Consider the following 18,087-nt stretch of genomic DNA (forward strand, 5'->3'; position numbering starts at 1 on the left):
CGAGGAACAAAGCTGAGAACTTACGGTTCTCGGGTCGAATAGGCTCTCGATCTGACCACCGGGACATAATCTCAGCCGTCGACACCAACAACCTATGTTATTCAGCCTAATTAACGCAAGTTAATGCTTGAATTCCTAGATTGGAGCCAGGTAGCTTAGTGACGGAAACCATTCTGATTACCGGCGGAGCCGGATTCATCGGTCGCCATCTTGCGCAAACACTCCTGCACAGGGGTTACCGTGTACGGGTGCTCGACAGTCTGATCGAGCAGGTACACGGAGCCGGTGCGAAGCCGGATCAGCTGCCCCGCGACGTCGAGGTGATCATCGGCGATGTCCGCGATGCCAAGGCGGTTGCCATGGCCGTGAAGGGCGTCGATCGCGTCGTCCACCTCGCTGCCGAGGTGGGGGTCGGCCAGAGCATGTATGCGGTCGAGCGCTACGTCTCGGTCAACGATTGCGGGACGGCCGTGCTCTTCGAGGCGCTGATCAACCACCCGGTGAAACGGGTTGTCGTCGCGTCCTCCATGAGCGTCTACGGCGAAGGCCTCTATCGAACCGCCGACGGCGACCTCGTCGAGAACGCCGAGCGGCGTCCTCGCCGCGCCGACGAGCCCTGGGATCCCCTTGATACCACAGGGCGAGCCCTGGAACCGGTTCCCACGCCGGAAACCAAGCTTCCGTCGCTCGCCTCGGTCTACGCGCTGACGAAGTACATGCAGGAGCGACTGACCCTCACGCTCGCGCCCGCCTACGGGATGGAGGGGGTGGCTCTGCGGCTGTGGAACGTCTACGGGCCTGGGCAGGCGCTCTCGAATCCCTATACGGGCGTCTTGGCGATCTTCGCGGCACGAATCCACAACGGGCAGCCGCCGTTGATCTTCGAGGACGGCGAGCAGCGTCGCGACTTCGTGCACGTGGAGGACGTCGCCCGCGCCTTCGTGCTGGCCCTCGAACATCCCGCCGCGGCCGGCCGGGTCTACAATGTCGGCAGCGGAGCCGACCGCTCGGTGCGTGAGGTCGCCCGGCTTCTCGCCGAGGCCATGGGGCGGTCGGATATCGCGCCGGAGGTTTCCGGCAGGGCGCGCGCAGGCGATATCCGGCACTGCATCGCCGACATCACGCGCATCGAACGCGAACTCGGCTACCGGCCTCAGCGCGACTTCTCCGAAGGATTGGCGGAACTCGCCGGCTGGGTCGCCCAGCAGCAAGCGGTCGATCGCGTGGCGGAGGCGCGGCGTGAACTCGAAGCGCGAGGTCTCGTGGCGTGACGAACCGTCCCGTACTCATCACCGGCGGTGCCGGGTTCGTTGGTGCCAACCTCGCCGATGCTCTGGCTCGGGACGGGCAACACGTCATCGTCTACGACGCCCTAGTCCGGCCCGGCGTCGCCCGGAACCTCGCTTGGCTGGAAGGCCGCCATCCCGATCGGATCACCACGGTTGTGGCCGACATCCGTGATACCGGGAGCCTCGACCTGGCGGTCGCGGAGGCGGGCGCGGTGTTCCATTTCGCCGCCCAGGTGGCTGTCACCACCAGCCTCGAGGCGCCCCGGACGGATTCGGAGATCAACCTCGTCGGAACGATCAACCTTCTCGAGGCGGTGCGGGCGCAGGGCCGGCCCATCCCTCTTCTCTTTGCCTCGACCAACAAGGTCTACGGCGACTTGCCCGACATCGCCCTGGACCGTGCGGGGGACGCCTACCGCCCCGCCGACGCGACCCTTCGCGAACGGGGCATCGGTGAGGACCGGCCGCTCGACTTTCACACGCCCTATGGCTGCTCCAAGGGAGCGGCGGACCAGTACGTCCTCGACTACGCCCGAAGCTTCGGCATGCCGACGGCGGTGTTCCGCATGAGCTGCATCTACGGGCCGCGGCAGATGGGAACCGAGGATCAGGGCTGGGTCGCCCATTTCCTCATCCGGGCCCTCGAGGGCCAGCCGATCACGCTCTACGGCGACGGAGCTCAGGTCCGCGACATCCTCCACGTGCGCGACGCGGTGGCAGCCTATCGCGCCGCGCTGGCCCGCATGGATACGATCCGCGGTCGCGCCTTCAATCTCGGGGGCGGACCAGACAATGCCGTCAGCCTGCTCCAGGTCCTCGACCACATTGCCACGCTGACCGGCCGCCCCGTCGAACGCGTCTTTCGCGCGTGGCGACCGGGTGATCAGCGCTACTATGTCTCCGATACCCGGGTGGCGGGCGCCGCCCTCGGCCTCAGCCCCGCCACGGACTGGCGCCAGGGTGTAGCGAACCTCGCCACCTGGCTCGCCAGTGAGCGAGGGCTGACGTTGGGAGCCGCCCCCTGGGCCGGCGCGGCGGAATGAGAGTCGCCCTCGTCAACCCGCCCTGGGACTACCGCAACAGCATCTATTTCGGGTGCCGCTCCCCGCACCTTCCACTAGAACTCGCCTTCAGCGCGGCACTTCTTGAAGCGGCCGGCCACGCGACGCTGATCGTCGACGCGCATCTCGACGCCATGAGTATGGCTCAGGCGGCCGAGACGGTCGCCGCCTTCGCACCCAGTATGACGGTCGTGGCGACGGCGCCGACCTACCTGTTCTGGCGCTGCGCCCCGCCGGAGCTGCGCATCCCGCGCGGGTTTCTCGACGCCCTCGCGGGGCGTGGCGGCCGCACCGTCGCGGTCGGCCCGCACGGCTCGACGACACCCGGCCCGACCCTCGACAAGCTCGCCTGCGACGTGGTCGTGCGCGGCGAGTGCGAGGAGATCGTGGCGCGCCTCGCCGAGAGCGACGACCTGAAGGCCGTGCCGGCCCTCGCCTTCCGGCGGGACGGGGCTCTCGTCGTCACCGGCCCGCCCCATGCCAGCCGGTTCACCGATCTGCCTGCCCTGCGCTGGCCGGAGCGGTGGATCGCGCGACACTCACACCACCATCATCGCTTCGATGCCGCCCCCGACGGACCCGGAGCCGAGGTCGAAGCCTCGCGCGGCTGTCCGTACCATTGCAGCTTCTGCGCGAAGATCGACTTCCGCGATGCCTACCGCCGCCGCGACCTCGGAATCGTCCTCGACGAGATCGACGGGCTGATCGCCCAGGGGGCCACCTACCTGTACTTCATCGACGAGATCTTCCTGCCGCAGAAGCCTCTCCTCGAAGCGCTGGTGACCCGGGACGTCCGTTTCGGAGTTCAGACCCGCATCGACCTGTGGAAGCCCGAGATGCTCGATCTCCTCGGCGCCGCGGGCTGCGTCTCCATCGAAGCCGGTATCGAGAGCTTGACGGAAGCCGGGCGGGCTGCCCTCGACAAGAAATGCCGTGCGTCCACCGACGATCTCGCCGAGCGTCTCGTCTATGCGCGGCGGAGCGTGCCCTTCGTCCAAGCCAACCTTATCGCCATGGCGGGTGACGACCCCGCACTGGTCGCCGAATGGCGCGACCGCCTGCGTCGGAAAGGGGTCTGGGCCAACGATCCGGTCCCACTCTACCCATACCCCAGTTCACCGGATTATCGCCGCCTTTGGGGTGAGCCGGACGATCAGGCCTGGGAACGCGCCCATGCCCATTACCTCGGACAATTCGAGCGCCTCAGCGACATCCAGGAAGAGGTTCCGCTACCACTCCGGGAACTGGAGGCCGCATGCGGCTGCCGGTGAAGACCCATCCGCATGTTTTAATGACGGCCGATGCGCTCGGTGGGGTGTGGCAGTACAGCCTCGATCTCGCGCAGGGCTTGGTGCGACGCGGGCTGACCGTGACCATCGCCGTGCTCGGGCCGGCGCCGAGCCCCGCGCAGATCGCCGCCGCCGAGAGCGCCAGCGGCGCCCGCATCCAAGCCACCGACCTGGCCCTCGAATGGCTGGCGAAGGACCCGGCGGAGGTGCGGGCCGCCGCGGAGGCCCTGGTACGCCTCGCCGCGAGCCTGAAGGCCGACATCATCCATCTCCACTCCCCGGCCTTCGCCTCCGCGCATTTTCCGGTGCCCGTCGTGGCCGTCTGCCATTCCTGCGTCGGCACATGGTGGGACGCGGTCGAGACCGGTCCGTTGCCGCGAGACCTTGTCTGGCGTCGCGATTGCGTGGCCGAGGGCTGCACCCACGTCGATACCCTGCTGGCGCCGACGGAGGCGTTCGCCGTAGCGACACAGCGGGTCTACGGCTTGGCCGAGCCGCCCCGGGTGGTGCGCAACGGGCGTCGGACCCCGGCGGCGCCGACACAGACGACGTCGCCGGCATCCTACGTCTTTACCGCCGGGCGCCTCTGGGACCGGGCCAAGAACGCAGCGACCCTCGATCAGGTCGGTGCACGCATCGACTGGCCCTTGCGGGCGGCGGGTCCGCTTGAGGGCCCGGCGGGAGAGCGAGTGCTGGCGCCGCATCTCGACTGCCTCGGGCGCCTCGACGATGCGGGGGTCGCCGCCCAACTCGGCGCGCGCCCGGTCTTCCTCTCGCTGGCCCGCTACGAGCCCTTTGGCCTCGCCGTGCTGGAAGCAGCCAGCGCCGGCTGCGCCCTCGTTCTCTCCGACCTCGCGAGCTTTCGCGAACTCTGGGAGGGCGTGGCGCTCTTCGTCGATCCCTCCGATGCTGCGGGCGCCGCGGCGGCGATCCGTCAATTGGCCGACGATCCCGCCGAGCGGGGCCGCCGAGGCCGGGCGGCGCGGACCCGTGCCGAGCTCTACGGCGTCGACGCGATGACCGACGGCGTCCTCGCGGTCTTTCGCGCATGCTGGACCGACACGCCTGTCCGCGCCCTGGCCGGGGCGGCCGCATGAGGATCGCCTATTTCACCCACTCCCTGGCCTCGTGCTGGAACCACGGCAACGCGCATTTCCTGCGTGGCGTCCTCCGCGAGATGATCGCCCTCGGCCACACCGTCGAGGCCTACGAGCCGGAGGGGACCTGGAGCCTGGAGAATCTGCTTCGTGACCATGGACCTGCGGGCCTGGATCGCTTTCGCGAGGCCTATCCGGACCTGACTTCGGAGCCTTACAGCGCGATCGATGCCGTGGTCGAGCGTACCGCGGACGCGGACGTCGTCATCTTACACGAATGGAATGACCCCGCCCTCGCCGCGGCCCTCGGTGCGAGACGGAAGGCCGGCGCGCGCTACACGTTGCTGTTTCATGACACGCATCACCGGGCCGTCAGCGCGCCGGACGAGATGCGTCGCTTCGATCTCTCCGGCTTCGACGGCATCCTGGCGTTCGGCGAGACCCTGGCGGCGGTTTACCGCGATTGGGGCTGGGGTCGGCGCGCCTTCGTCTGGCACGAAGCCGCCGACACCCGCCTGTTCCGTCCGCCTGCCACCGAAGGCGTTCGCACGGGACTGATCTGGATCGGCAATTGGGGCGACGACGAGCGCAGCGAGGAGCTGGAGACATACCTGTTCGCGCCCGCGCGCGCCTCAGGGCTCGATCTCGACATCTTCGGCGTCCGCTATCCCGAGGCGGCGATCCGAACCCTGGCGCGCTACGGTGCGCGTTATCGAGGCTGGGCGCCGAACGCCGCTGCACCCACCCTGTTCGCGCAGCATCTCGCCACCGTCCACGTGCCGCGCCGGTTCTACGTCCGCCACCTGCCCGGCATCCCGACGATCCGGGTGTTCGAGGCGCTGGCCTGTGGCATCCCACTGGCCTCTGCGCCGTGGGAGGATGCGGAGGGACTTTTCCGGCCAGGGATCGACTACCTCATCGCCCGCGACGGAGCCGAGATGGAGCGTCACCTGCGGGCGCTGCGGGAGGACGATGCCCTGCGCACAAACCTGCGTACGCAGGGGCTTGCGACCATCGCGGCCCGTCACACCTGCGCGCACCGGGCGAACGAACTGCTCGGCATCGTCGCAGCCCTTCGGACCCCCGAACGCCGCACCGAATCCCTGGAGAGATCCGCATGAAGATCGCCTTCTACGGCTCCAGCCTGCTGTCCTCCTATTGGAACGGGGCGGCGACCTACTATCGCGGCCTCCTCAGCGATCTGGCCGCCCGCGGGCACCAGGTGACCTTCTACGAGCCGGACGCCTTCGACCGGCAGCAGCATCGTGACATCGACCCACCCGCTTATGCCGAGGTGAAGGTCTATCCGGCCACCGTGGAGGCCATGCGCGCCGTCGTGGCCGAGGCCGCCGGAGCCGACGTCGTCGTCAAGGCGAGCGGCGTCGGCGTATTCGACGACGAACTCCTCGACGGCGTCCTGGCTGCGGCGCGCCCGGAGGCGATCCGCATCTTCTGGGACGTCGATGCGCCCGCGACCCTGGCGGAGATGCGCGCGGATCCACAGCACGGCCTGCACCGGGCGATGCCGGCTCTCGACCTCGTTCTCACCTACGGTGGCGGCCCCCCGGTGATCACCGCCTACGAGGGGTTCGGCGCCCGCCGCTGCATCCCGATCTACAATGCCCTCGATCCGGCGACGCATCACCCGGTGCCGCCGGAACCGCGCTTCGCCGCCGACCTCGCCTTCCTGGGCAACCGCCTGCCGGACCGTGAGGCACGCGTGGAGGCGTTCTTCCTCGATGCCGCGGCGCGCCTGCCGGAGCGTCGGTTCCTCATCGGCGGCAGCGGCTGGGAGAGCCGGAGCCTGCCAGGCAACGTACACCATCTCGGGCACGTCTATACGCGCGAGCACAACGCCTTCAACACCTCGCCGCTGGCGGTGCTGAACATCGCGCGCGACAGCATGGCGGCCGTTGGGTTCTCGCCGGCGACGCGCGTGTTCGAGGCGGCGGGGGCCGGAGCCTGCCTCATCACGGATGCCTGGGAGGGGATCGAACTGTTCCTTGCGCCCAATGCGGAGGTGCTGGTCGCCCGGGACGGCCGCGAGGTCGCCGAGCACCTCGCGAGTTTGACGCCGGAGCGGGCCCGGCGGATCGGCGAGGCGGCACGCGCGCGCATCACCTCCGACCACACCTATGCCCGCCGAGGGGCCGAGGTCGATTTGATCCTGAAGGAGGAGGCCGCTCGCAAGGGGACCCTTGCCCCGGTCCGGAGCGTCGCATGAACCGCCCCCTACGCCTCGTCGTACTCGGCCTCAGCCTGTCCTCGTCCTGGGGCAATGGGCACGCCACCACCTATCGGGCCCTGCTCAAGGCCTTCGCTGCCCGTGGCCACGACGTCCTGTTCCTCGAGCGCGATGTGCCCTGGTACGCGGAGCATCGGGATCTGCCGGAGCCCGGCTTCTGCCGCTTCGCGCTCTATCCCGATCTCGCGGCCCTCGACGCTTGGCGCGGAGAGATCGCAGGAGCCGACGCCGTCATCGTCGGGTCCTACGTGCCCGACGGCATCGCGGTGGGAGATCGCGTGCTGGCTTGGGCCGAGGGCCGCGCCGTCTTCTACGACATCGATACGCCCGTCACCCTGGCGCGCCTCGAAGCGGAGGATTGCGCCTACCTGGCACGGCGGCAGATCGCGGACTACGGCCTCTACCTGTCCTTCACGGGTGGTCCGACCCTGCGCCTACTGGAGGAGGCCTACGGCTCGCCGGCGGCCCGCGCCCTCTACTGCTCCGTCGACCCGCAGGCCTACCCGCCGCTGGAGCGCGCCCCGGCCTACGACCTCTCGTATCTCGGCACCTACAGTCCCGACCGACAGCCGACCTTGGAGCGCCTGCTGCTGGAGCCGGCGCGGCGCGCGCCCGAGCTGCGCTTCTGCGTCGCCGGCCCACAATACCCAGACACCATCGCTTGGCCGGCTAACGTCAGCCGGATCGCCCATTGTCCACCGGACCAGCATCCAGAATTCTATGCGGCGAGCCGCTACACCCTGAACGTCACCCGTGCCGACATGATCCGCGCCGGCTACAGTCCGAGCGTGCGCCTGTTCGAGGCCGCCTGCGTCGGCACGCCGATCATCAGCGACAGCTGGGATGGCCTCGCGACGATCCTGACGCCGGGCTCCGAGATCATCACCGCCGAGGCGCCCGACGAGGTTCTGTCGATCCTGCGACGGCAGCCGGAGGTGTCGCGCCGGCGCATCGGCGCGGCTGCGCGCGCGCGGGTGCTGGACCGGCACAGCGCCGCGCACCGCGCGCTGGAGTTGGAGGAGATCCTGCGTGCCGCCATCGCCATGCAAGGCGCGGCGGGTGAGCTGCATCCCTTGGCGGAGGCTCGCGCATGAGCACAGGCCCGATCCGCGTCGGCCTCGTCGGGGTCGGCAACTGCGCCTCCTCCCTCGTGCAAGGTCTGGATTACTACCGCGACGCCGACCCCTCGGAGACGGTGCCGGGGCTGATGAACGTGTCGCTGGGCGGCTACCACGTCCGCGACATCGCGGTGGTCTCGGCCTTCGACGTGAACGCCGAGAAAGTCGGGCGCGACCTCGCCGACGCGATTGCGGCCCCGCCCAACAACACCATCCGCTTCGCTGAGGTGCCCCGCACCGGCATCACCGTGCAGCGGGGGCCGACCCTCGACGGTCTCGGGCGCTACCTGAGCGCCGAGATCCGCGAGGCGGACGGCCCGGCGGTCGACGTGGCGGCGGAACTGGAGCGTACGCAAACGCAGGTCCTGGTCTCATACCTGCCGGTGGGATCCCAGGCGGCCACCGAGCACTATGCCCGCTGCGCCCTCGAAGCCGGCTGCGCTTTCGTCAATTGCATCCCGGTCTTCATCGCCTCCGATCCCGCCTGGCGGGCACGGTTCGAGCAGCGCGGCCTTCCGCTCCTCGGCGACGACATCAAGAGCCAAGTCGGTGCCACCATCGTGCACCGGATGCTGGCCAACCTCATGCGCGAGCGCGGGGTGCGCCTCGATCGAACCTACCAGCTGAATTTCGGCGGCAACGCCGATTTCAAGAACATGCTCGAGCGTGAGCGCCTGGAATCGAAGAAGATTTCCAAGACCCGCGCGGTGACGAGCCAGCTCGACGTACCCCTCGATCCCGACGACATCCATGTGGGCCCGAGCGACCACGTTCCCTGGCTGACCGACCGGAAATGGGCGCAGATCCGCCTGGAGGGCACGGCCTTCGGTGGGGTTCCCCTGTCGATGGAGCTCAAGCTGGAGGTGTGGGATTCGCCGAATTCCGCCGGCATCGTCATCGATGCGGTACGCTGCGCCCGCCTCGCCCTCGACCGTGGGATCGGCGGCGCGCTGGTCGGGCCTTCGAGCTACTTCATGAAGGCGCCGCCCCAGCAGTTCACCGACGCGGAGGCGCGGACGCGCACGCGGGCCTTCATCACCGGCGAGCCCGAAGCCTCGGCCGTGGGCGCCCCGTGACCCGGGTCATCCTGGTCCGCCACGGCAGCCACGACCGGCTGAACCGCATCCTGTGCGGGCGCATGCCCGGGGTCAGCCTCGGTGCGCAGGGTCGTAACGAGGCGGATCGGCTCGCCGAAGCCCTGCGGGGCCGTGGCGCCGGCGCGCTATTGTCGAGCCCCCGGGCGCGGACGCGGGAGACCGCCGCGCCGATCGCCGCGGCGCTCGGGCTGGCAGTGAGCGAGGAGCCGGGCCTCGACGAGCTCGACTTCGGTGACTGGACCGGGCGGGCCCTGCCCGACCTCGCCGGCGACCCGGCCTGGCGGGCCTGGAATACGCACCGGGCGGACCATCGCCCCCCCGGGGGCGAAAGCATGGGCGAGGCGCAGGCCCGCGCCCTGGCGACCCTCCTGGCGCGACCGGAGGAGTGCCTGATCGCGGTGAGCCACGGCGATGTCATCCGGGCCGTCCTCCTCGGCATCCTGGGCCTCTCCGTCTCCGCCTACGATCGCCTCGTGGTCGAGCCGGCCTCGATCAGCGTCGTCGAGTTCTGGCCGGGAGGCGGCCGGGTCTGCAGCGTCAACGGCACGGCTCACCTGCGATGAAGGGTTCGCCATGATGAGACCCGAGGAACACCCGCGCGGCGGGGCGGATGCCCTGCGCCGCGAGATCGAGGCGCTCGGTCCCTGGTTCCACAACATGAACCTCGACGGCGTCTGGACCGCGCCGGAGCACTTTCTCGGCGACTACCCGGCCGTGAAGTGGCGGGGTTTCGCCGACGCGATTCCGGCCGACCTGACGGGTCGGAGCGTCCTCGACATCGGCTGCAACGGCGGATTCTACGCCATCGAGATGAAGCGCCGGGGCGCCGCACGGGTGCTCGGCCTCGATTCCGATGAGCGCTATCTCGCCCAGGCGCGCTTCGCCGCGCAGGTGACGGGGCAGGACATCGCGTTCGTGCAGGGCTCCGTCTACGATGTCGGGTCGCTCGGCGAGCGCTTCGACATCGTGCTGTTCATGGGCGTGCTCTACCACCTGCGCCATCCGCTGCTGGCGCTGGACCTCATTCGCGAGACGGTGGCGGGGGACCTGCTGGTCTTCCAGTCGATGCAGCGCGGGGCGTCCACGGTCGCCCCGGTGGCGGAGGACTACGATTTCTTCGCCACGGCGCCCTTCGCCGAGCCGGGCTACCCGAAGCTGCACTTCATCGAGCACCGGTATTCCGGCGACCCGACCAACTGGTGGGTGCCCAACCGCGCCTGCACCGAGGCGATGCTGCGAGCCAGCGGCTTCGCCATCGTCGGCCACCCCGAGGAGGAGGTCTATCTCTGCCGCTGTGCCGAGAAGCCCGAGCCCGGGGCTGTCTATCCGGCGCCGCCGCGCGCCCAGGAGATGCCCGCGTGATCGAAGCCGTGATGCTCTGGAACGAGCCCAACAACAAATCCCACTGGGACCCGGAGCTCGACCCCGATTGGCACCGCTTCGCCGCGATGGTGACGGCCGCGGGCCGCGCCATCCGGGCGGAGAACCCGACCCTGCCGCGGGTGCTCGGCGGCATCTCGCCGATCGACCCCGGTTTCATCCAGCGCATGGAGCGGGCGGGCGCCCTCGACGCCGTCGACGCGGTGGCGGTGCACGGCTTTCCCCTCGATTGGAACCTCTGGCAGATCCACGAATGGCCGGCCAAGATCGCGGAGATCCGCGCGGTCACGAACCTGCCGGTCTGGGTCTCGGAGGTCGGCATCTCGACCTTCGGCGCCGAGGAGGTGCAACTCTGGGGCGTCGACCGGACGGCGGAGCTCCTGATCGGACAGGCGCCGCGCATCCACTGGTACAGCCTCTACGACCTGCCCCGGGAATGGGAGGCGACCACCCGGCACCGGGAGGCGGAGGGCTCCTCCTACTACCGCCACTTCCACATGGGGCTGCTGAACCAGGACGGCACGCCCAAGCGCGCCCTGGAGGCGTTCGCGCGGCATACGCCGGCCCTGGGCCTGTGCCAGTGGTTCCACTACGAGGACCATCGCCTGGAGGAGGCGGTGGCCTGGATGAAGCGCCTGGGCGTCACCTACCTGCGCACCGGCCTGTCCTGGGCCGACAGCTTCCGGCCCAACGCGCTGGACTGGTTCGACCGGCAGATGCGGGCGCTGGAGGAGTTCGACGTCACCGTGACGTTCTGCTTCACGCCGGAGCATCGCGGGCTGTCTCCGCACCACACCAGCCCGCCGATCGATCCTGCGGAATACGCGGCCTTCTGCGCCGCGATGGTGCGCCGCTACGCCCCCGGCGGGAGCCTCCCCGGCGCGTGATCGTCTTCGGCAAGCGGGACCGCCCGACGGACCCGCGCGATCTCCTGGGCGACGTCGCCGCCCGGTTGCGGGCGGCCGCGGCGGGCCGGGACCGGACCCGGCACGAGGCGCTGGTGGCGGCCCTGATCGCGGCCGGCATGCTGCTGCAAGGCCTTGCGGATGCGGCGTTTTCCGAAGCCGGCGCCGATGCCTCGGCGCCGGACCAGGACGCCGCGACGGCGCTGATGCTCGCCCTGGCGGAGGCGGTCGATGCCTCCTGGGTGAGCGGGTTTCGCGGGCCGGTGCCGGATGGCGAGCCGGCAATGTCCACCCTCGCCGCCCTGGCGCTGCCGGCGCGGATCACCGCGCGCTGGTGCGAGGGCTTCGCGTTTTACGCAACCTACCCGGAGACTTACGCGATGGCGGCCCGGCGCTCAGGCCTCGGGCCCGAGACCCTGGTGATCGGCATCCGCAGCATCGGCGCGCCCCTGGCCGCGGTGGTGGCAGCGGGGTTGGGGAGCCGGCGCATCATCACCGTCCGGCCGGTGGGGCACCCGTTCGGGCGGGAACTCGCCCTGTCGGAGGCCCTGGCGGCCGAGATCCGGGCGTGGACGGGGCCGGTGGCGGTGGTGGACGAGGGGCCGGGCCTGTCGGGGAGTTCGTTCGGGGCGGTGCTGGACGCGCTGGATCGGCTCGGGGTGGCGGAGGAGCGCATCACCCTGTTCCCGAGCCATGACGGGGCGCCGGGGGCGCAGGCGGGAGCGGCGCAGAGGCGGCGCTGGGACCGGATGCGGCGGGACATCGTGAGCGCCGACGCGGTGATCGGCGCACCGGAGCAGGGGCTCGCGGCCTGGGTCTCGGAGGGGGCCGGGGCGGCGCTGGAGGAGGTCTCCGGCGGCGCGTGGCGCCGGCACCTCTATGCCGACACGGCGGACTGGCCGCCGGTGAACGCCTGGCAGGAGCGGCGCAAGTTCCTGTGGCGGCAGGACAATCGCACCTGGTATCTGAAATTCGCCGGGCTCGGGGCCCCCGCCGAGGCCAAGCTGGCGCGGGCCCGGACGCTGTCGGCGGCGGGGTTCATCCCCGCGGTGGTGGGCCTGCGGCACGGCTTCCTGGTGGAGCGCTGGCACGGGGCGGCGATGCCCCTGCAGGCGGCGGACGGGTCGGCCTGGCTCGAGCGGATCGGGGACTATCTCGGGTACCGGGCCCGCACCCTTCCGGCAGGGGCTGAGGATGGGGCGGATCTTCCGGCCCTGATGGCGATGGCCCGGCACAACGTGCTGACCGCATTGGGAAAACCCGCGGCGGCCACCCTCGACCGCTGGACCCCGGGGCGGCTCGCCGCCCTGGAGCGGAGCGTCCGCCGGGTCGAGACCGACAACCGGATGCAGCCCTGGAAATGGCTGGCTTTGCCCGATGGGCGGCTCCTCAAGGCCGATGCCCTCGACCATGCGGCGGGGCACGACCTCGTGGGCTGCCAGGACATCGCCTGGGATGTGGTCGGCGCCGCGGAGGAGTTCGGACTGTCCGAGAACGCCCGTGTATACCTCGCGGGTCGTGTCGAGGTCGCGGGGGATCGGGCCATCGACCCCGAGCTCATCGCCTGCCTCACCCCGTGCTACCTCGCGTTCCAGGTCGGGGCCCTGACCCTGGCCCTCGGGGCCACCGGGGACCCGGCCGAGACCGCCCGGTTGCGGCGCCGGCTCGACGCCATGACCGAGCGCCTGTGCCGGGTCCTGGCGCAGCCGTGAGGCGGCGCGTGTCGCCGGATGGGGGCTCCGGCGAAATCCGGCCCGACGCGACGGGCGCCCGCTCCGGCCGGGACGGGGGAGCCGCGCTGCCCGCGAAGGTCCGTGCGCCGAGCCGGCAACGAAGTCATGCGCCGGGCGGAATCGCGTAGGTGCCGGTGGCGTGGCAGACCAGGGGCTCGCCGTCCGGGCCGGTGATGTGGACTTCGCCGACGGCGAGGCGCCGGCCGAGCTTGAGCAGGCGGGCGCTGCCGAGGAGCCCGTGGGGGCCCGGTTTGCGCAGGAAGTTGAAGCTGAGGCTGGTGGTGACGGCGAGCGCCACCGGGCCGAGGCTGGCGAGGATCGCCGCGTAGAGGGCGTAGTCGGCCAACGCCATCATGGAAGGGCCGGAGACCGTGCCGCCGGGGCGCAGGTGGCGCTCGTGGTGGTCCATCCGCATCCGGGCGAGGCCGGGGCCGACCTCGACGAGGTGGTAGGTCCGGCCCCCGGCATCCATCTGCGGGAAGGCCGTTTCGAGGAAAGCCACGGTCTCTTGCAGGGAGAGCGTCTGCGGCAGGGTCTCGGACATGGACGGACACTCCGGTTCACCGGGCCGCCACCGCCCCGATGCGGCGGGACGACCGCGCGACGACTTGCGGACACTCAGCGCATCTTGGCCGGAAATCTGATCGACGACCCGCGAAGCCTTGCAGCACGCCGCCGCTTGCCCGACAAGATCCAGGATGCGCCAGTCCCACGATGCCTACGACCCCGCCCTGATCCGCCGGGTCCTCACCGAGACCCGGACCATCGCGCTGGTGGGCGCCTCACCCAATCCGGCCCGGGCGAGCCACCACGTCATGGCCTTCCTGCTGGCGCGCGGCTACCGCGTGATCCCGGTCAATCCCGGGCTCGCCGGACAGACGCTCCAGGGCCAGCCCGTCTATGCCCGCCTCGCCGACCTGCCCGAGCCCGTCGACATGGTCGAGATCTTTCGCAGTTCCGACGCGGCCGGTGGGGTGGTGGACGAGGCCCTCGCCCTCCCCCAGCCGCCGCGCTTCATCTGGATGCAGATCGGGGTGCGGGATGATGCAGCGGCGGAACGGGCTGAGGATCAGGGATGCGTGGTGGTGATGGATCGGTGTCCGAAGATTGAGATTTTTCGGTAGCCCCAGCTCTGAAAGATTTACAAGTCTAAATCATCATGAACGGAGCGCGAATTTCCGGAAATTTTTGGACCGTCTTCTTTCATTCTATCTGACATCGGAACAACTTTATTTGTACCAGACATATGCTCCCATTCTATTGAGTGATCCTCTTCTTCTTGTTCTTTGGCAGTCTTTTTATCTGTTATAATTTCGATGGACACTTCAATAGAGTCTCGCGCTTCTTTGATTAAAGCAATAGTATCTTCATCAAGATTTATAAACTGGTCAAGTACATTTAGACTCTGAGTGATTATTTCAAAATGACTATCGGGGTCTTCAATTAGATCTGCTTCTTCTTCAATTGATGTGATGCGATTTGCCAACTCAGTGATAGCCTGAGATCGAATTTGCACCCCTAAAGAAAATAATCGTTGTGGAGGAATTAGCCCCAATATGCTTGCATCTTCTGTGAATGAAAGATCAAAATCGTCTATTGCGGAGTTTTCAAGTTGTTCCGCGATTTGATCTCTCACAGCATCGGGCAATAAACCGAGCGTATGGGCTTTTCCGCACACGATTGTTTTTGCATCTAGAATTGCCTTATAGAAGCTCCATGAACTACGCTCTAAAATGCTTGGATTAAGTTGAAGAGTTTTTGAGACAAGATCCATGCTTGATCGAGATGCTAAAAAATTAAAAAGATGACGATTACTGCTTAAGTCATCTTCAGTTTCGATCAAACGCTTTGCTAGTACGTCATTTAAATGTGATGGGATTGTTGGGGCATCAGCGAACCCGTAGATTCCCTCGCATACAAAGCTTGATAGGATGGTTTTTACTGGAGCGCCGTGTAGTAGCGCTTCCATCATGAACGATTGCCCTTTCAATATCTCTGTCAAAGCATCTGAAATAGTTGGATGCGAAAAAACCCATTTTTGCTTAGATTCGTGTTTTGCTTCGGTTATAAATGACCCTTTTAATTCTTTAAAGCGTTCCATGACCTTTGGAAGAGGTACAGCAAGCAGTTTTGCAACGGCCTTGCTTGCATCGCTATCAGATTGGTCGAACGAAAAACTTCCTTGATGAACATAGATCATTATCAAACCTGCCCGGAGCGTGTCGTCCAAGGCGTTTATTGTATCAATGAGATGTCCACGAGGTTCTTGCATGAAACGCATAAGCTCATGCTCGGTCGTTCCAAGACTTTTCGTGAAATTCGGATCGCCGAGACGTTCCGCAATACCAGGAAGAAATTCGGTTACATTTGTAAGAGCGTGAAGATACGGTTTGACCGATCTTTTCCAGGTTTGAGTTTGATTGCCAAAGTTGATATGGTTGTAGAGAATTTGCTGCTTCTCGCTTGTCGATAAATCTCCAACATCAACAACTGCGGAGCGATCTGAAAATACTGGAAGGTTTTTTTGGCCTAATTTACTTTTTGCAGCTTCATAAATGTGACGACGAGAGGTAAAAACGAATCTATTTCCTTGCAAAATTGCGGCTACGACTTTGCTGAAAGTGGATGTCCAATCCTGTACAAACTCATCTCTCAGAACATTTGAGCCGAACGCGTCATCAATCCAAAAGAATCGTTTCTTGTCATGCGGATTCCAACTGGTTTCAAAATCACGTGGGCTCGTTAAATAGTAGATGCCGTGATCACTGCCACCAGTGGCAATAGTAGAAAGTATTGCGCCAATAGTTGATTTTCCAGACGATGGATTGCCGACCAGCAAGACAATGCCATTTTTCGTAAGTGATTGGACTGCAGAGCGATTAGATTTCGTTGGAACGTATAGTTTCAACTTTGGTACCCATGTTTCAATTAGGGCTCGCGTCTGATCGAAAAGCCTTTTGTCAAGTATGGTGCTTAAATCTCCAAGTCCATAAACTTGGGGTACTAGCGCTCTAAGCTTTGAGTTATAGCGAATTGCTCTAACAATGAATTCTTTTCCAAAAACTCTTGGCTTGATCACTCCGGCTTTTCGTAATTTATCACGAAGCGCTGCCGCTACCGGAGCATCGACGCTCATGCTAGTCAAAATTATATAATTGTCAGCCTGTTGTTTAGAGACAAGCTCTTTGACTGTTATTAGTTCTTTAGTTAGGTCGCCAACTTTGAGCCGTCGATGTTGATCGGAGGAATGTTTGCACTGTATAGTCGCGTCTTTAGGTCCAGACGGTGTAGCCGCGATAAAAACAGCATCTTGACCACCGTCTTGAGCTTCCCTGTAAATTTGGACAGGTTGTTTGAATACTTCATCGCAAATCTGCGAGCAAAGATCTTGAAACGCCCTCCAACCGATACTATAAAGTGCTAGATCCGCCCAGGGTCCGGTTGCCTGGGGTTCATTGATCTGCCGCTTTCTGATTGGCAAAGGAATGTCTCTACATCTTCTAATTGCTCAGCTTAAAGTTGGTAGATGAAATATTTCAGCTTTTCAATTGGTCATCTGCGGTCTCCGCCATCAGCGCCACAGCCACAAAGCTGATCCCCGCCGCCACGGCCAGGTACAGCCCCACCCAACCCACACCACCCCATTCCGACAGCCGCTGCGCCAGGTACGGCGCGGCGGAGGCGCCCAGGATGCCGGCGAGGTTGTAGGTCACGCTGGCGCCGGTGTAGCGCACGCGGGTCGGGAAGAGTTCGGGCAGCAGCGCCCCCATGGGGCCGAAGAGCCAGCCCATGGCGAACAGGCCGAGGCACAGGAAGCCGAGGACGAGGCCGCCCTGGCCGCTGCCGAGCATCGGGCCCATCAGCAGGCCGAGGCTGGCGGTGAAGACGAGGCCGGAGAGCAGGACGGGGCGGCGTCCGAAGCGGTCGGCGGCCCAGCCCGAGAGCGGGATGCCGAGGCCCATGAACAGCACGGCCACGCACTCGAAGAGCAGGAAGGTCGGCCGGGTGAAGCCGAGCGTCGAGACGCCGTAGCTCAGGGCGAAGACGGTGGAGAGGTAGAACACCGCGTAGCAGGCCACCATCGCGAAGGTGCCGAGCAGGGTCGCACGGAGGTACTTGGTGAAGATCACCGCCAGCGGCACCTTCTCGGGGGCGGCCTTCGCCAGGGCGGCCTTGAAGACCGGGGTCTCGGTGAGCTTGAGGCGGACATAGAGCCCGACGCCCACGAGCACGGCCGAGGCCAGGAACGGGATGCGCCAGCCCCAGGCCTGGAAGTCGGCGGGGCTCAGGGCCAGGGCGAGGCCGAGGAAGCCCAGATTGGCGGTGATGAAGCCCACGGGGGCGCCGAGCTGCGGGAAGATGCCGTAGAGGGCGCGCCGGCCCGGCGGCGCGTTCTCCACCGCCAGCAGGGCCGCCCCGCCCCACTCGCCGCCGAAGCCGACGCCCTGGCCGAAGCGCAGGACGCACAAGGCCAGCGGCGCCCACCAGCCCGCGGTGGCGTAGGAGGGCAGGCAGCCGATCAGCACCGTCGACAGGCCCATGATCATCAGCGAGGCCACGAGGGTCGCCTTGCGCCCGACCCGGTCGCCGAAATGGCCGAAGAAGGCCGCGCCCAGGGGCCGGGCGATGAAGGCGATGGAGAAGGTGGCGAAGGCGGCCAGCGTCTGCACCGCCGGATCGCCGGGCGGGAAGAAGATCGGCCCGATCACCAGGGCGGCCGCGGTGGCGTAGACGTAGAAGTCGTAGAACTCGATCGCGGTGCCGACGAAGCTGGCGATGAGAATTCGCGCCGCCGGCACGGTTTCGGGCGCCGCGGTCGGGCTGGCGAGGGTCGGGCGGGTCGCGGTCTGGCTCATGGCGTGGGGCCATAGCT

16 protein-coding genes are annotated in these 18,087 nt (G+C 66.6%); 13 read left to right on the forward strand and 3 right to left on the reverse strand.

From position 1 onward, the window contains the following. Positions 1–158 precede the first annotated feature (158 nt). The 12 genes from CRT23_RS04815 to CRT23_RS04870 are packed head-to-tail and all read left to right on the forward strand — an operon-like array spanning position 159 to position 13,193. Positions 159–1,271, forward strand: a complete 1,113-nt coding sequence (locus tag CRT23_RS04815; RefSeq protein WP_103708820.1) for an SDR family NAD(P)-dependent oxidoreductase — start codon at positions 159–161, stop codon at positions 1,269–1,271. Beyond that, positions 1,268–2,332 carry an NAD-dependent epimerase/dehydratase family protein gene (locus tag CRT23_RS04820; protein WP_103708821.1) on the forward strand — a complete coding sequence of 355 codons (1,065 nt, stop codon included), beginning with the start codon at positions 1,268–1,270 and terminating at the stop codon, positions 2,330–2,332. The genes CRT23_RS04815 and CRT23_RS04820 overlap by 4 nt, the downstream gene beginning before the upstream one ends. Then, positions 2,329–3,621 (forward strand): TIGR04295 family B12-binding domain-containing radical SAM protein, encoded by a 1,293-nt coding sequence (locus tag CRT23_RS04825; protein ID WP_103708822.1) that lies wholly within the window; start codon positions 2,329–2,331, stop codon positions 3,619–3,621. Before CRT23_RS04820 ends, CRT23_RS04825 begins: the two co-directional genes overlap by 4 nt. After that, positions 3,606–4,736 carry a glycosyltransferase family 4 protein gene (locus tag CRT23_RS04830; RefSeq protein ID WP_103708823.1) on the forward strand — a complete coding sequence of 377 codons (1,131 nt, stop codon included), beginning with the start codon at positions 3,606–3,608 and terminating at the stop codon, positions 4,734–4,736. Before CRT23_RS04825 ends, CRT23_RS04830 begins: the two co-directional genes overlap by 16 nt. Beyond that, positions 4,733–5,857, forward strand: coding sequence for a glycosyltransferase (locus CRT23_RS04835; protein ID WP_103708921.1), 1,125 nt, complete (start codon positions 4,733–4,735; stop codon positions 5,855–5,857). Before CRT23_RS04830 ends, CRT23_RS04835 begins: the two co-directional genes overlap by 4 nt. Beyond that, a complete protein-coding gene (locus CRT23_RS04840; RefSeq protein WP_103708824.1) occupies positions 5,854–6,960 on the forward strand; it encodes a glycosyltransferase in 1,107 nt (368 codons plus the stop codon). Before CRT23_RS04835 ends, CRT23_RS04840 begins: the two co-directional genes overlap by 4 nt. Continuing rightward, positions 6,957–8,075, forward strand: coding sequence for a glycosyltransferase (locus CRT23_RS04845; protein ID WP_103708825.1), 1,119 nt, complete (start codon positions 6,957–6,959; stop codon positions 8,073–8,075). Before CRT23_RS04840 ends, CRT23_RS04845 begins: the two co-directional genes overlap by 4 nt. Beyond that, positions 8,072–9,175, forward strand: coding sequence for an inositol-3-phosphate synthase (locus tag CRT23_RS04850; protein WP_103708826.1), 1,104 nt, complete (start codon positions 8,072–8,074; stop codon positions 9,173–9,175). Before CRT23_RS04845 ends, CRT23_RS04850 begins: the two co-directional genes overlap by 4 nt. Next, positions 9,172–9,759: a histidine phosphatase family protein gene (locus CRT23_RS04855; RefSeq protein WP_103708827.1), complete on the forward strand. Its 588-nt coding sequence runs from the start codon at positions 9,172–9,174 to the stop codon at positions 9,757–9,759. Before CRT23_RS04850 ends, CRT23_RS04855 begins: the two co-directional genes overlap by 4 nt. A 13-nt stretch (positions 9,760–9,772) precedes the next feature. Further along, complete coding sequence (locus CRT23_RS04860; protein WP_103708922.1) at positions 9,773–10,558, forward strand: TIGR04290 family methyltransferase; 786 nt, start codon at positions 9,773–9,775, stop codon at positions 10,556–10,558. Then, positions 10,555–11,463 carry a beta-xylosidase gene (locus tag CRT23_RS04865; RefSeq protein ID WP_103708828.1) on the forward strand — a complete coding sequence of 303 codons (909 nt, stop codon included), beginning with the start codon at positions 10,555–10,557 and terminating at the stop codon, positions 11,461–11,463. Before CRT23_RS04860 ends, CRT23_RS04865 begins: the two co-directional genes overlap by 4 nt. After that, positions 11,460–13,193, forward strand: a complete 1,734-nt coding sequence (locus CRT23_RS04870; protein ID WP_103708829.1) for a hypothetical protein — start codon at positions 11,460–11,462, stop codon at positions 13,191–13,193. The genes CRT23_RS04865 and CRT23_RS04870 overlap by 4 nt, the downstream gene beginning before the upstream one ends. Positions 13,194–13,317: 124 nt before the next feature. Here CRT23_RS04870 and CRT23_RS04875 read toward each other — a convergent pair whose 3' ends face one another. Beyond that, complete coding sequence (locus CRT23_RS04875) at positions 13,318–13,758, reverse strand: PaaI family thioesterase (protein ID WP_103708830.1); 441 nt, start codon at positions 13,756–13,758, stop codon at positions 13,318–13,320. Between the two features lie 154 nt (positions 13,759–13,912). Here CRT23_RS04875 and CRT23_RS04880 point away from each other — a divergent pair, with 154 nt between their 5' ends. After that, positions 13,913–14,338, forward strand: a complete 426-nt coding sequence (locus CRT23_RS04880) for a CoA-binding protein (protein ID WP_103708831.1) — start codon at positions 13,913–13,915, stop codon at positions 14,336–14,338. 17 nt (positions 14,339–14,355) lie between these two features. Here CRT23_RS04880 and CRT23_RS27690 read toward each other — a convergent pair whose 3' ends face one another. Both CRT23_RS27690 and CRT23_RS04885 read right to left on the reverse strand, forming a co-directional pair. Beyond that, positions 14,356–16,695, reverse strand: coding sequence for a restriction endonuclease (locus tag CRT23_RS27690; RefSeq protein WP_146056324.1), 2,340 nt, complete (start codon positions 16,693–16,695; stop codon positions 14,356–14,358). Positions 16,696–16,750: 55 nt separating this feature from the next. Further along, entirely contained in the window at positions 16,751–18,070 is a 1,320-nt protein-coding gene (locus CRT23_RS04885; protein WP_181017254.1) for an MFS transporter, read from the reverse strand. Between the last annotated feature and the right edge of the window lie 17 nt (positions 18,071–18,087).

This window comes from Methylobacterium sp. V23, assembly GCF_002917135.1.
Lineage (GTDB): Bacteria > Pseudomonadota > Alphaproteobacteria > Rhizobiales > Beijerinckiaceae > Methylobacterium.